This window comes from Litchfieldella qijiaojingensis (assembly GCF_014651875.1).
Lineage (GTDB): Bacteria > Pseudomonadota > Gammaproteobacteria > Pseudomonadales > Halomonadaceae > Litchfieldella > Litchfieldella qijiaojingensis.
In genome coordinates this window covers 81,041-94,731 of the sequence record NZ_BMXS01000013.1, presented here as the reverse complement: position 1 = coordinate 94,731, position 13,691 = coordinate 81,041, and the positions used below count along the sequence as shown (strand labels likewise).

Here is a 13,691-nt window from a genome sequence, read left to right as displayed (position 1 = left end):
GAGGTCCATGAATCGTAAGGTCTTGCTTCGTTGTAGTCTGATCAGTCTGTTGCTTGCCGCGCCCGCTCCATTGTTGATTGCCCTGTTCGTTTCCTTCACCGGAGGTGCCCTGTCCCAAGAGCTGTTTGCCGCGCTCGAACTGGGTGGGGTAGCTGCCGTCTACATGGCCTCGGCCGTTGCAGTGTTCCTGTTGTTGTTGGTTGCCACCCTGGCGGTCAACGTGTTGACCCCGAAACTGGCCACTCTGGCTGAAGTCGAGGACGACGACCGTGAGATCGGCGAGGTCAAGTGGTTCAATGTCAACAAGGGATACGGCTTCATCACCCGTGATAGCGGTGAAGACGTCTTCGTACATTTTCGCGCCATTCGCGGCAAGGGGCATCGCACCTTGGCCGAAGGGCAGAAGGTGCGTTATCACGTCATCGAGAATGAACGTGGCTTGCAGGCAGACGATGTTACAGTAATTACTTGAATGCCTTGCTCGTTCTGACAACGCCCCGCCTGTGAGCGGGGCGTTGTCGTTTATGGCCTACTGTCCCGAGTCGGGCCAATCGATGGCGCCTTCGGTACCGTCGGACAGTACTTGCCAGAAGCGATCGGGGTCGTCGCCGGGTTGCCAGCCGCCCAACGAACAGCGCACTTCGCATCCGAGCCGCTGAGCGGCTTCACGGGCACAGTCCACGTCGCGTGGCCAGGGCGTCGCATCGCTGTCGAACCACAAGCTTGCGTAGCCGTCCGCCGCCTGCTCCACCAGCAGTACGGGGATGCGACGACCGTTGCCGTAGCCGGTGGTGCGTGCCTTGCGCTTGCCGGCCCCCTGCAGGGGCGGCGCATCCAGGCGCTCGGCCAACCAGGCGTTCAGCGGCTCGAGAGACACATGAGCCAGGTAGATTTCAATATCGGGATAGCGCTGCATGGTGTCCCTCACCCTTGCCTAGACGAATAGCCGCCCGAGGATGGCTTCGTAGATATCACTCAGGGTATCCAGGTCGGCAGCGTAGACCCGCTCGTTGACCTTGTGGATAGTAGCATTGAGTGGTCCCAATTCGACTACCTGGGCGCCCAACGTGGCAATGAAGCGGCCATCGGAGGTACCGCCGGCCGTCGACAGTTCGGGGCGCCGCCCCAATACTTCCTCGACCCCAGCCAATGCGGCCTCCACCAGTTCGCCCTTGGCAGTGAGGAAGGGTTCCCCGTTGAGCGTCCAGTCAAGGCGATAGTCGAGACCGTGGGCGTCGAGGATCGCCTCGGTGCGTTCGCGCAGTTGCGTGTGGGTGACCTCGGTGGAGTAGCGGAAGTTGAAAATTACCTCCAACTCGCCGGGGATCACATTGGTAGCGCCGGTCCCCGAGCGGATGTTGGAGATCTGAAAACTGGTGGCGGGGAAGAAGGAATTGCCGCCGTCCCAGTGTTCGCGTACCAGGGCATCCAGGGCGGACGTGGTCTCGTGAATGGGGTTTCGCGCGAGGTGTGGATAGGCTACATGACCTTGTACCCCTTTGACGTGCAGTACGCCCCCGAGCGAGCCGCGCCTCCCGTTCTTGATCGTGTCGGCCAGTTCGCTGGTGGAAGATGGCTCGCCGACGATACAGTAATCCAAGCGTTCATGTGCTTCGCGCAGATGTTCGACCACCGCTCGGGTGCCGTCGATCGCCGGCCCTTCCTCGTCGGAGGTGATCAGGAAGGCGATCTTGCCATCATGGTTGGGGTTGGCGGTCACGAAACGTTCCACGGCGGTAATCATTGCCGCCAGGCTGCCCTTCATGTCGGCGGCGCCACGGCCGCACAGCATGCCGTCATCGTCGATGCACGGTTCGAAGGGGGGATGTTCCCAAAGCACGTCCGGGCCGCTAGGCACCACATCGGTATGGCCGGCGAAGGCCAATACCGGTCCATGATGGCCGCGCACCGCCCAGAAGTTCTCGACATCGCCGAAGGGTAGCCGCTCGACGTGAAAACCCAGCCGTTCGAGTCGTTCGACCATCAGGGCCTGGCAACCGACGTCGTCGGGGGTCACCGAAGGGCGACGCATCAACTCCATGGCAAGTGTCAGCGTGGGGGAGAGAGCGGCGTTTTCAGGCATGGGCATGAAGGATCCTGGATGACGTGGAAAGCGGCGCCCGCTACGGGGCGCCGGGACACTCATTGATTGGCGTGCAGCGCCTCGTTCAGCGCGATCGCGCTCTTGTTGGTCAGGCACTCGATGCGTCCGGATTGTGAGTTGCGACGTAGCAGAAGGTCGCTCTGGCCGGCCAGTTCACGGGCGGCGACGATCTTGACTTCCTGCCCCTGATCGTCGAGCACGGCGACCTTGGCGCCGGCGGTGATATAAAGGCCAGCTTCCACCGTGCAACGATCGCCCAGCGGGATACCGATGCCGGCGTTGGCTCCGATCAGGCAGCCTTCGCCGACCTTGATCACGATGTTGCCGCCACCGGAAAGCGTGCCCATGGTCGAACAGCCACCGCCCAGGTCGGAACCCTTGCCGACCACCACGCCAGCGGAGATGCGTCCCTCGATCATGCCAGGGCCGACGGTTCCGGCATTGAAGTTGACGAAGCCCTCGTGCATCACGGTGGTGCCCTCGCCGAGATGGGCGCCCAGGCGCACCCGTGCCGTGTCGCCGATGCGCACGCCGCCGGGTACCACGTAGTCGGTCATCTTGGGGAACTTGTCGACGCAATCCACCGAGAGGGTGCGGCCTTCCAGGCGGGCTTTGAGTCGCCGTGCCGGCAGCTCCTCGACATCGATGGCGCCTTCGTTGGTCCAGGCCACATTGCGCAGCAGACCGAACATTCCGGTCAGGTCGACGCCGTGGGGCTTGACCAGACGATGCGACAGCAGGTGCAGCTTGAGGTACACCTCGGGAGCCGATTCCGGAGGCTGATCGTTTTCGAGGAACATGGCCACCAGCGGACGTTGGCTGCCGGCCAAGGTTTCGGCCAGTTCGGCCTGCTCTGTGTTGCCAGCGTTGCGAAACGCTTGGGCCAGTTCGTTGCAGTGCTCGGGCAGAAAGCTTACCGCGGCATTGCCCTCGGGAGCGTCCAAGGCTTTCTTGGCTGCTTCGACCAAGCCGTTCTCAGGGTTGAGCAGCGGCGCCGGATAATAGATTTCCAGCCAGTCGCCCTGGGTGTTCTGTGTACCGATTCCGAGTGCGAAGCTCAGCATGGGAATGTCCTCTGGAGTCATGATGGGAGAGGTGGGGGGGTTAACCCCTTATCTTGTCGTAATCGCCGTCCCGGTAGCCGACGAGAATGTCGTTGCCGGTATCCAGCAACGGGCGCTTGAGTAGCGTCGGATGCTTGAGCATCAACTCCCTGGCGCTGTTGGCATCGATGTTTTGCTTGTCGTCCTCGTCGAGATTACGCCAACTGGTGCTGCGCTTGTTGAGTAGGGTCATCACCGGCACCCGGGTGAGGATATGCTCGAGCAACGCGGCTGATAGGCCATCCTCGCGCAGGTCGTGTAACTGGTAGGGAATCCCCTTGCCATCCAGAGCCTTGAGTGCCTTGCGGCAAGTATCGCAGTTCTTGAGGCCATACAGGGTCAACATGACAGGCTCCTTCAGCGGCGTTCGAGGAAACGGCGAATGCGATGGGCTCCTTCAACGGTGGCCTCGACCTCGGCGACCAGCGCCAGACGCACCCGCCCGGCACCGGGGTTCGAACCGTCGGTCCCGTCCCGCGACATGTAGCGGCCGGGTAGCACACTGACATGTTCCTGCGCGTACAGGTCGCGGGTAAAGGTCTCGTCGTCGCCGCCAGGGACCGCTGGCCATAGGTAGAAGCTGGCCTCGGGAGTGGGGAATGTCATCACCGGGGCCAGGATCTCGGTAACCGCGGCAAACTTCTTGCGGTAGGCGTCGCGGTTGGCACGGACATGCGCTTCGTCCTGCCAGGCGGTGATGGAAGCATGCTGCAGAGGCAACGACATCGCGCAGCCGTGATAGGTGCGATAACGCTTGAAAGGGGCGATCAGCGATGCGTCGCCGGCGACGAAGCCCGAGCGCAAACCCGGCAGGTTGGAACGCTTGGACAGCGAGTGGAAGACCAGGCAGCGGCGGTAGTCGTGACGTCCCAGGCTGGCGCAGGCTTCAAGCAGGCCCGGTGGTGACATTGTCTCGTCGAGATAGAGTTCGGAATAGCACTCGTCGGAAGCGACGATGAAGTCGAATTCATCAGCCAGCTCGATCAGCCGCGTGAAATCCTCGATCGGTGTCACCGCACCGGTGGGGTTGCCCGGAGAGCAGACGAACACGATCTGCACGTTGCGCCAGGTGTCGGGGCTCACGGCGTCGATGTCGGGGCGGAAGCCATGATCGGCCCGACAGTCGAGGTATAGCGGCTCGCCGCCGGCCAGCAGCGTGGCACCTTCGTAGATCTGGTAGAAGGGGTTGGGCATGGCGACCCGGGCTGGGTGGGTGTGATCGAGTGCCGCTTGAACGAAGGCAAAGATCGCCTCACGGGTGCCGTTGACCGGGAGCACCTGGGTATCCGGGTCGAGGTCGGTGAGCGAAAAGCGCCGGCTGGCCCAAGTGGCGATCGCCTGGCGCAGCGCCGGCAGTCCAGCAGTCGCCGGATAGCGGGCCATTTCGTGTTGATGCGCGTGTAGCGACTCCAGTGCCGCCGCATATGGCTCGTGCTGGGGCTCGCCGATGGTCAACGGGATGTGCGCAAGCGCCTCGGGCGGCATGACACCGGCCTTTAGGGCGGCGAGCTTCTCGAAGGGATAGGGCATCAAGGCGTCGAGATCGGGGTTCATGAATGTCCTGGCCGCGCCCGGCAGAGGCGCTTCTTGTGGATCGGGACGCGGTGCCGGCGGTGCGCCGCGTCATCATGTATAGGCAGGAGATTATAGGGAAGCCCCCCCGGGGCCTCAAACTTCGGCTTCGTCTGAAAACTGTCTGGCCATCGTTCGTCGACGTTTCAGAGGAAGCCTAGACGCTGAGCACCTCGGTCAGGCGTTCCCGTAAACGCTGCTGGCGCTCGGGGTCGGTCAGCGGCCGGCCAGTCTTGTCAGTGATGAAGAACACGTCCTCGACACGCTCGCCAAGGGTAGCGATCTTGGCCGTCGACAGGGCGATGTCCTGCTCCATGAAGATGCGTCCGACTCGGGCCAGCAGGCCGGGGCGGTCGGGAGCCACCAATTCGAGCATGGTACGCTCATTGGCCGGGTCCTGCTCGATCACCACTTGGGTGGGGACCTTGAAGTGCTTGAGCTGGCGTGGAGTGTGGCGAGTGACGATCCGCGGATAGTCATCCGGGTCGTCGAGTTCTTCCACCAGATAGCGCCGGATCTCTTCGAGCCGATCCCGGTCGCGTATCGGCTGCCCTTCGTCGTCGAGCACGATGAAGGTGTTGAGCGTCAGATCGTTGCTGGAGGTGGCGATGCGGGCGTCGTGGATCGACAGGCCAAGCTGCTCCATGGCCGCCGCGGTGGCGGCGAACAAATCATTCACCGAGCGTGTATGGATGAACACCTTGGTGCCACCTTCGGCCATGTCCTCGGTAGGGGCGCTGATCAGGATCAGTGGCAGGTGGGTGCCGTCGTGCGTCAGGATGCCTTGGGTCTGCCAGACGATCTCGCTGGGGGCGTACTGCAGGAAGTAATCCTCGCCGAGTGAATCCCATAGCCGGTCGACCTGCTGCAGGTCGACGCCCATCGTGGACAACAGGCCACGGGCTTCCTCGCGGGTTTCGCGTACCCAGTCGTCGCGGTCCAGCGGGTTCTCCAGGCCGCGCCGCAAGGCGCGCTTGGTCTCGGCATGCAATTGGCGCAGCAACGAGGCGCGCCAACCGTTCCACAACGAGGGGTTGGTGGCGTTGATATCCGCTACGGTCAGCACGTAGAGGTAATCGAGATGCACCTCGTCGCGTACCTGGGTGGCGAACTCGCGAATCACGTCCGGATCGGAGATGTCGCGCTTCTGGGCGGTCTTCGACATCAATAGGTGATTTTCTACCAGCCAGCTCACCAGCCGGGTGTCGTGGGGCGACAGGCCATGGCGTTCACAGAACGCCTCGGCGTCGCGGGCGCCTAGGATCGAGTGGTTGCCACCGCGTCCCTTGCCGATGTCGTGATAGAGGCCGGCGATCCACAGCAGTTCGAGCTTGGGTAGCTGATGGACCAGCACTGCCGCCACCGGGAAATCCTCGCGCCCCTCGGGCTCGCGGAAGCGCTGAACGAATTTCAGCAGGCGCAGGGTATGAGCATCGACGGTGTAGATATGGAACAGGTCATGCTGCATCAACCCTACCGCCTGGCCAAACTCCGGCAGGTATTTGCCGAGCACGCCGTAACGGTTCATGCGCCTGAGCTGGCGGGCCACGTTACCGCCGCAGCGCAGTAGTTCCATGAACAGGCTCTGATGACGCACGTCGTCGCGAAACAGATCGTCGATGCGATGACGGTTGTCGCGGATCAGACGGATGGTCGAGGCGCGTACCCCTTCGATCTCGGGGTGTTGGGCCATCAACAGGAACAGCTCCAGCAGAGCCGAGGGACGGTGGTGGAAAACTCGCGGGTAGCGAGCCTGGATATAGCCGCCCTTGATTTCGAAGCGGTCGTTGAGCGGCTTGGTATCGAGTTTCTCTTCGCCGCGCAGGATGACCTCGTCGAAGTGTTGCAGCAGCATGTCATTGAGTCCGGCGAGCGCCGTGACATGGCGATAGTAGCGCTTCATGAATTGCTCGACGGCCAACCGCTCGGGGGTGTCACGGTAACCGAACAGCTCGGCGATGGTGCGCTGGTGATCGAACAGCAGTCGGTCCTCGGCGCGGCCGGTGAGCATGTGCAGGGCATAGCGTACCTGCCACAGGAACGCCTGGCCCTGGCTCAGGATGCGTAACTCGGCATCGTTCATGAAGCCGTTGGCGACGAGGTCCTCGTAGCGCTGGCTGCCGAAGTGGCGTTTGGCCACCCAGCCGATCATCTGGATGTCGCGCAGCCCGCCGGGAGAACTCTTGATGTTGGGCTCGAGGTGATACTCGGAGTTGTTGTAGCGGTAGTGGCGAGCGATCTGCTCCTGCCATTTTGCCTCGAAGAAACGATCCGCCGGCCACAGCCGGTCGGTGGACAGGCGTGCCTGCATGGCCTCGCGCAGCCGCTCGGAGCCCGCCAGGGTGCGCGATTCCAGCAGGTTGGTGATTACCGTGATGTCGGCAGCGGCCACGCGCTCGCAATCGGCCAGCGAGCGGACGCTGTGGCCGATCTCCAGGCCAATGTCCCACAGGAAGGTGATGAAGTCGGTCAGGGGCTCACGGTAGGGCGTGTCATCATCGTTTTCGAGCAGGAACAGCAGATCGATGTCCGAGTGCGGATGCAGCTCGCCACGCCCATAACCACCCACCGCAAGCAGGGCAATGCTGTCATCGGGCCACGCCTGTCGCGACCAGGCGATTTCCAGCAGACGGTCGAGGCTCCAGGCGCGACCGTGGATCAGGTCGCGGATGTCGGCGCCGGCGCGGAAACGCTCGTCGAGGCGCGCTTGAATCGAGCGCAGCACCTCCTTGAAGGGCGCGATGGGCGAGCGATGACTCGCGAGGGCATCACGCAGGGCCACGGCATCGAACAGGCTGTCGTCGGGGACGAAACGATAGTGATGCAGCAACATGTCAGGTGCCGAGGAAGGACAGGTCTTCTTCGCCGCGGGCGGTGAGCACTTCAACCCCCGTGGCGGTGACCAGCAGGGTGTGTTCCCACTGCGCGGAGAGGCTCTTGTCCTTGGTCACCGCCGTCCAGCCGTCTCGCAGAACCTTGGTGCGATAACCTCCGACATTGATCATCGGCTCGATGGTGAAGCACATGCCTTCGGCCAGTTCGATGTCTGCCTCCGGGGCGTAGCCGTCGTAATGCAGTACCTGGGGGTCCTCGTGGAAGACCGCGCCGATCCCGTGGCCACAGAAGTCGCGTACCACCGAATAGCCATTGGCCTCGGCATGGCTCTGGATCGGTCGTGCCAGATCGGACAGCCGGGCTCCGGGCTTGACCTGGGCGATACTGCGGTACAGGCACTCCTGGGTGACGCGCGACAGTCGCTCGCCCTGGATGTTGTCGCCGATGATGAACATCTTGCTCGAGTCGCCATGGTAGCCGTCGGCCGTCTTGACGGTGATATCGATGTTCATGATGTCGCCGTTCTTGAGCTTCTTGGCGTCATCGGGGATACCGTGGCATACCACATGATTGATCGAGGTGCAGATCGACTTGGGGAAGCCGTGATAATTGAGCGGGGCCGGGGTGGAGCCCAGTTCGTGAACGATAAAGTCGTGGCACAGTCGATCGAGTTCGCCGGTGCTGATGCCGGCCTTGACATGAGGGGTGATCATTTCCAGCACGCTGGCGGCCTGGCGGCCGGCTTCGCGCATCTTGTCGATTTCGTCGGGCGTCTTGATGGGAACGTTCATGGATTCTCGACATCTGTGGGATGGTGTGCCGGCCGCGGACGATTCTGGGAAACACTGCACAAATGTCTGCGCGGGCAAATCGCTGCGTTACGCGGTGCTCGGAATCCTCACATATCACCCCATATGCTCTGGTTCCTGCGCTCCGGGCGCCTTGCGCTTCACTCCGCTCGACGATTCGCTCAGCGCTTCCCTTGGGGGCGGGCGACTTCAACTCGGCGTCGAACTATGGTATAAAGCTGCGCGCTTTCCTGCAATCGTTGTGCCGGCTGCCGCTTCCTGATTTGAGAGGCGCGTCGGCGACGGCGATACTGTAAAGCGCGTATCCAGAAACGCCTTGAAAACACACATGCACCGTCACATGGTCCCGGGTGCTGTCGGCGCGACCGGCAGTCGGATCCATGGGGTGCATGGAGGCCTAACCCGATTTTCAGGAGTCATCCATGGCACAAGTCAATATGCGTGACCTGCTCAAGGCAGGCGCCCACTTCGGCCACCAGACCAAGTACTGGAACCCGAAGATGAGCAAGTACATCTTCGGTGCCCGTAACAAGATCCACATCATCAACCTCGAGCATACCCTGCCGGCTCTGAACGAAGCCGTCGATGTGGTCGAGAAGATGGCAGCCTCCAACAACAAGATCCTGTTTGTCGGCACCAAGCGCAGCGCCAGCAAGATCATCAAGGAAGAGGCTAGCCGGGTGGGCATGCCTTTCGTCAACCATCGCTGGTTGGGCGGCATGCTGACCAACTACAAGACCATTCGCGTTTCCATCAAGCGTCTGCGCGAGCTCGAAGCCATGCACGATGATGGCACCTTCGACAAGCTGACCAAGAAAGAAGTGCTGATGGCGACTCGCGAGCAGGACAAGCTCGAGCGTTCCGTGGGTGGCATCAAGGAGATGGGCGGCCTGCCGGATGCGCTGTTCGTGATCGACGTCGACCATGAGCGCATCGCCATCAATGAAGCCAACAAGCTGGGCATCCCGGTCATCGGTGTGGTCGATACCAACTCCAATCCGGACGGCGTCGACTACGTGATCCCGGGCAACGACGATTCCATTCGTGCCATCCAGATCTACGTCCAGGCCATCGCCGATGCCTGCGCCAAGGCGAAGGAAGGCCGTCCCGACGAGTTCGTCGAAGTCTCCGAGACCAACGAAGTCGCCGAGTGATGTCGACGCGTCTATCCTGACTGTCGCACCGCCGTGCCACGTCGCCGCGGCAGCCAGGGTAGAGGAAAGGGGGCGACGGCCCCCTTTTTCCCGCTGCCCCAGCCCGGCCAGCGGGACATGTCTCCCCCCGAATACCGACGTCAAATCTTAGAGGTTACTATCATGGCAGCTATTAGCGCGTCTCAGGTCAAGGAACTGCGCGAGCGTACCGGACTCGGCATGATGGAGTGCAAGAAGGCGCTCACCGAGGCTGGTGGCGATATCGAGAAGGCCATCGAGGACCTGCGCAAGAATTCCGGCCTCAAGGCCGCCAAGAAGGCCGGCCGTACCGCCGCCGAAGGCGCCGTCGTCACCCGCGTTGCCGAAGACGGCAGCTATGGGGTGATGCTGGAAGTCAATTCCGAGACCGACTTCGTTGCCCGCGACGAGAACTTCACCGCTTTTGCCGAGAAGGTGTTGGCAAAGGTCTTCGCCGACAAGTCCGAGGATGTCGCCGCCATCATGGCCGGTGAGCTGGAAGAGACCCGTGAGCAATTGGTGCAGAAGATCGGCGAGAACATCAGCGTGCGTCGCGCGGTCGTGGTCGATGCACCGCAAGGTGGCCTGGTCGGCGAGTACGTGCACGGCGGTCGTATCGGCGTGTTGACCGTGCTCAAGGGCGCCAATGCCGAGGTGGCCAAGGATGTCGCCATGCACGTCGCCGCCATCAACCCGGCCGTGGCGCGTCCTGAGGACATGCCCCAGGAGCAGCTCGACAAGGAGAAGGGCATCATCCTGGCTCAGCCGGATATGGCGGGCAAGCCGGCGGAAATCGCCGAGAAGATGGTTCAGGGCCGTCTGAAGAAGTACCTGGCCGAGAACAGCTTGACCGAGCAGCCTTTCGTCAAGGATCCCAACCAGAGCGTCGCAGCCTTCGTCAAGGCGGCCGGCGGTGAGGTGGTCGGCTTCACGCGCTTCGAAGTGGGTGAAGGCATCGAGAAGGAAGAAGTCGACTTTGCCAAGGAAGTGATGGAACAGGCTCGCCGTAGCTGAGGTCCGACCTTTCAGGTTCGTGATGGCGTGCGCGCGAGCGCACGCCTTCGCGTATCCGGCTGGCGGTTTTGCCAGCCTCCGATTGTAGCGCCAGAATTCCCTTCGACGTGTCAAGGAGACCTGCCCATGCCATCCCCTTCCGATCACCTAGCCTCCCAGGAACCGCGCAGCAGTAAATCCGAACGCGGTGCCAAGTCGAAGTACAAGCGCATTCTGCTCAAGCTGTCCGGCGAAGCCCTGATGGGGGAGCATGACTTCGGTATCGACCCCCAGGTGCTTGACCGCATGGCGCTGGAAATCGGCCAACTGGTCGGGATTGGGGTCCAGGTCGGTATCGTGGTGGGCGGTGGCAACCTGTTTCGCGGCGCCGCCCTGAACGAGGCGGGTATGGATCGTGTCACCGGCGATCATATGGGTATGCTGGCCACGGTGATGAATGCCCTGGCCATGCGCGATGCCCTGGAGCGCTCCAATATCCGTTCACGGGTGATGTCGGCGATTCCCATGAGCGGTGTGGTCGAACACTATGACCGACGTACCGGCATTCGATACCTGACCTCCGGAGACGTGGTATTGTTTTCCGCCGGTACCGGCAATCCGTTCTTCACCACCGATTCGGCGGCCTGCCTGCGCGGCATCGAGATCGATGCCGACGTGGTGGTCAAGGCCACCAAGGTGGATGGGGTCTACGACAAGGATCCAGTTAGGTATCCCGATGCAGTAAAATACGAGCGCCTGACCTACGACGAAGTGCTGGACCAGAAGCTCGGCGTCATGGATTTGACCGCCATCTGCCTGGTGCGGGACCATGACATGCCGGTTCGTGTTTTCGACATGAACAAGCCTGGAGCGCTGCTGAATCTGGTCGTGGGTGGCAAGGAAGGCACGCTGATAGATAGAGGGTAGAACCGTGATCAACGAGATCAAGAAAGACGCCGAATCGCGCATGAAGAAGAGCCTCGATGCCTTGCATGCCAACTTCAACAAGATCCGGACCGGCCGCGCGCACACCAGCATCCTCGACTCGGTGATGGTGGACTACTACGGCGCCCAGATGCCGATCAACCAGGTCGCCAGCGTCAATGTCGAGGATGCGCGTACCCTGTCGGTGGTACCCTGGGAAAAGAGCATGGTGCCCAAGGTGGAAAAGGCCATCATGACGTCCGATCTTGGGCTGAACCCGGCGACGGCCGGCAGCGTGATCCGCGTGCCGATGCCGATGCTGACCGAGGAAACCCGCAAGGGCTACATCAAGCAGGCGCGCAGCGAGGCCGAAAACGCCAGGGTCGCGGTACGCAATGTGCGGCGCGATGCCAATGGCGATATCAAGGCTCTGCTCAAGGAAAAGGAAATCTCCGAGGACGAGGAGCATCGCGGCGTGGAAGATATCCAGAAGCTGACGGACAAATACATTGCCGAGATCGACAAGCTGCTGGAAGCCAAGGAACATGACCTGATGCAGGTCTGAGGCAGTGCGGATATCGCCGCCCGCCGCCCAATCTGCATGCGAGATCCCATGACGTCACCGCAGTCTTCCAAGTCCCGGCAGTGCGAGCGTTCGCATTGTGGGCCGCCACGCCATGTGGCGATCATCATGGACGGTAACAACCGCTGGGCTCGGGCTCGGGGGATGGCTGGAGTTCGTGGTCATCGTGCCGGTGTCGACGCCGTCCGCGCCGTGATTCGTCGCGCCGCCGAGCGCGGTATCGAGACCTTGACGCTTTTTGCCTTTTCGAGTGAAAACTGGAAGCGTCCAGCCGGCGAGGTCAACGCGCTGATGGAGCTGTTCCTGATGGCGCTCAAGCGCGAGGTCAAGAAGCTTCATGAGCACGATATCCGGCTGTCGGTCATCGGCGCGCGCGAGGGCTTCTCGGCGTCGATTCAACGCTACATCGCGCGCGCCGAACATCTCACTCGCGATAATCGTGGTCTGCATTTGGTGATCGCGGCCAACTATGGCGGGCGCTGGGATATCGCCCAGGCGGCACGTCGTCTGGCCGAACGGATCGAGACCGGCGAACTGCAGGCCAGCGACATCGATGAGCATGCCATCGGTCGGGAAATGACCCTTGCCGACGAGCCGCCGGTCGATTTGTGCATCCGTACCAGCGGTGAGCAACGCCTCTCCAATTTCCTGTTGTGGCAACTCGCCTACGCCGAGCTCCATTTCTCGCCACTGCTGTGGCCGGATTTCGATGGCGACGCCCTGGACCAGGCCATTGATGACTTCTGCCAGCGGCAGCGTCGTTTCGGGATGACTGACGAGCAGGTCGAGGCGCAGGGTGCTTAGGCAACGGGTCCTGACGGCGTTGTTCCTGGCGCCGCTGGCGCTGGCCGGGCTATTCGGTCTGAGAGGTGCGCCTTTCGCCCTGTTTACCGGCGCGATCCTGCTCGCCGGGGTATGGGAGTGGGTCAACCTCGCCGGCTTCGAGTCCCGAAAGGCGCGCTGGAGCGGGGTCGCGGGAGCGGCACTGATCATGCTGTTGCTATGGGTGAGCGGCGCCGTGCAGGACGCCTGGCCACTATGGCTGGGGGCCCTAGGCTGGCTGGCCAATCTTTACTGGGTGGTGCACTACCCCGAGCGACAGGAGCAGTGGGGCGCGCCATCGCGTCGCCTGTTGATGGGGCTGTGGGTGTTGCTGCCTTGCTGGGTGGGGTTCGTCACTCTGCGCGAAAGCGGGGTCGAATGGCTGCTGTTCGTGCTGTTGCTGGTGTGGTTGGCCGATACCGGCGCTTACTTTGCCGGACGAGCCTATGGGCGCCACAAACTGGCTCCTCGCGTCAGCCCAGGGAAGTCTTGGGAAGGGGTGCTGGGCGGTATGGCGGCCACCGCGCTGCTGGCCGTGGTGTTTGCCGTCTGGTTGTCGCTGGGCTTGGGGCAAGCCTTGCTGCTGGTGGCGAGCGCCTTGGTCGTGACGCTGGTCTCGGTGCTCGGCGATTTGCTCGAGAGCATGCTCAAGCGAACGCGGGGGATCAAGGATTCCAGCGCGTTATTGCCTGGCCATGGCGGTGTGCTCGATCGTATCGACAGCCTGACGGCGGCGGTACCGGTTTTCGCTCTGCTATGGCTCTGGAAGTGAGG

14 protein-coding genes are annotated in these 13,691 nt (G+C 62.2%); 7 read left to right on the top strand and 7 right to left on the bottom strand.

Annotated elements, in window-relative coordinates:
• Positions 1-7: 7 nt before the first annotated feature.
• The gene (locus IE093_RS22770; RefSeq protein ID WP_308427203.1) at positions 8-472 is read left to right on the top strand and encodes a cold-shock protein; all 465 of its coding nucleotides are present in this window, start codon (positions 8-10) and stop codon (positions 470-472) included.
• A gap of 57 nt (positions 473-529) precedes the next feature.
• Here the strand turns inward: IE093_RS22770 and IE093_RS13290 are convergent, their stop codons facing one another.
• The 7 genes from IE093_RS13290 to map all read right to left on the bottom strand — a co-directional run bounded on the left by IE093_RS13290 (position 530) and on the right by map (position 8,405).
• Entirely contained in the window at positions 530-916 is a 387-nt protein-coding gene (locus IE093_RS13290; protein WP_189469978.1) for a hypothetical protein, read from the bottom strand.
• Between the two features lie 18 nt (positions 917-934).
• Positions 935-2,089 (bottom strand): succinyl-diaminopimelate desuccinylase, encoded by a 1,155-nt coding sequence (gene dapE, locus IE093_RS13285; protein ID WP_189469976.1) that lies wholly within the window; start codon positions 2,087-2,089, stop codon positions 935-937.
• Positions 2,090-2,142: 53 nt separating this feature from the next.
• The gene (gene dapD / locus IE093_RS13280; RefSeq protein WP_189469974.1) at positions 2,143-3,168 is read right to left on the bottom strand and encodes a 2,3,4,5-tetrahydropyridine-2,6-dicarboxylate N-succinyltransferase; all 1,026 of its coding nucleotides are present in this window, start codon (positions 3,166-3,168) and stop codon (positions 2,143-2,145) included.
• Positions 3,169-3,208: 40 nt separating this feature from the next.
• On the bottom strand, positions 3,209-3,553 hold the full coding sequence (locus IE093_RS13275) for an arsenate reductase (RefSeq protein ID WP_189469973.1): 345 nt from the start codon (positions 3,551-3,553) through the stop codon (positions 3,209-3,211).
• Positions 3,554-3,564: 11 nt separating this feature from the next.
• On the bottom strand, positions 3,565-4,761 hold the full coding sequence (dapC, locus tag IE093_RS13270) for a succinyldiaminopimelate transaminase (RefSeq protein WP_189469971.1): 1,197 nt from the start codon (positions 4,759-4,761) through the stop codon (positions 3,565-3,567).
• A gap of 175 nt (positions 4,762-4,936) precedes the next feature.
• Positions 4,937-7,612, bottom strand: a complete 2,676-nt coding sequence (locus tag IE093_RS13265; RefSeq protein ID WP_189469970.1) for a [protein-PII] uridylyltransferase — start codon at positions 7,610-7,612, stop codon at positions 4,937-4,939.
• A gap of 1 nt (position 7,613) precedes the next feature.
• Entirely contained in the window at positions 7,614-8,405 is a 792-nt protein-coding gene (map, locus tag IE093_RS13260) for a type I methionyl aminopeptidase (RefSeq protein ID WP_189469969.1), read from the bottom strand.
• A 440-nt stretch (positions 8,406-8,845) separates the two neighbouring features.
• On the opposite strand from map, the gene rpsB reads away from it, so the two are divergent.
• From rpsB to IE093_RS13230, 6 genes are all read left to right on the top strand, one after another.
• Positions 8,846-9,577: a 30S ribosomal protein S2 gene (gene rpsB, locus IE093_RS13255; protein ID WP_189469968.1), complete on the top strand. Its 732-nt coding sequence runs from the start codon at positions 8,846-8,848 to the stop codon at positions 9,575-9,577.
• A 162-nt stretch (positions 9,578-9,739) separates the two neighbouring features.
• Positions 9,740-10,609: a translation elongation factor Ts gene (tsf, locus tag IE093_RS13250; RefSeq protein ID WP_189469967.1), complete on the top strand. Its 870-nt coding sequence runs from the start codon at positions 9,740-9,742 to the stop codon at positions 10,607-10,609.
• Positions 10,610-10,735: 126 nt separating this feature from the next.
• Positions 10,736-11,515, top strand: a complete 780-nt coding sequence (pyrH, locus tag IE093_RS13245) for a UMP kinase (RefSeq protein WP_189469966.1) — start codon at positions 10,736-10,738, stop codon at positions 11,513-11,515.
• 4 nt (positions 11,516-11,519) lie between these two features.
• Positions 11,520-12,077, top strand: coding sequence for a ribosome recycling factor (frr, locus tag IE093_RS13240; RefSeq protein WP_189469965.1), 558 nt, complete (start codon positions 11,520-11,522; stop codon positions 12,075-12,077).
• 48 nt (positions 12,078-12,125) lie between these two features.
• Positions 12,126-12,899 carry a polyprenyl diphosphate synthase gene (gene uppS / locus IE093_RS13235; RefSeq protein WP_268247402.1) on the top strand — a complete coding sequence of 258 codons (774 nt, stop codon included), beginning with the start codon at positions 12,126-12,128 and terminating at the stop codon, positions 12,897-12,899.
• Complete coding sequence (locus IE093_RS13230) at positions 12,892-13,689, top strand: phosphatidate cytidylyltransferase (protein WP_189469961.1); 798 nt, start codon at positions 12,892-12,894, stop codon at positions 13,687-13,689. Before uppS ends, IE093_RS13230 begins: the two co-directional genes overlap by 8 nt.
• Positions 13,690-13,691 lie beyond the last annotated feature (2 nt).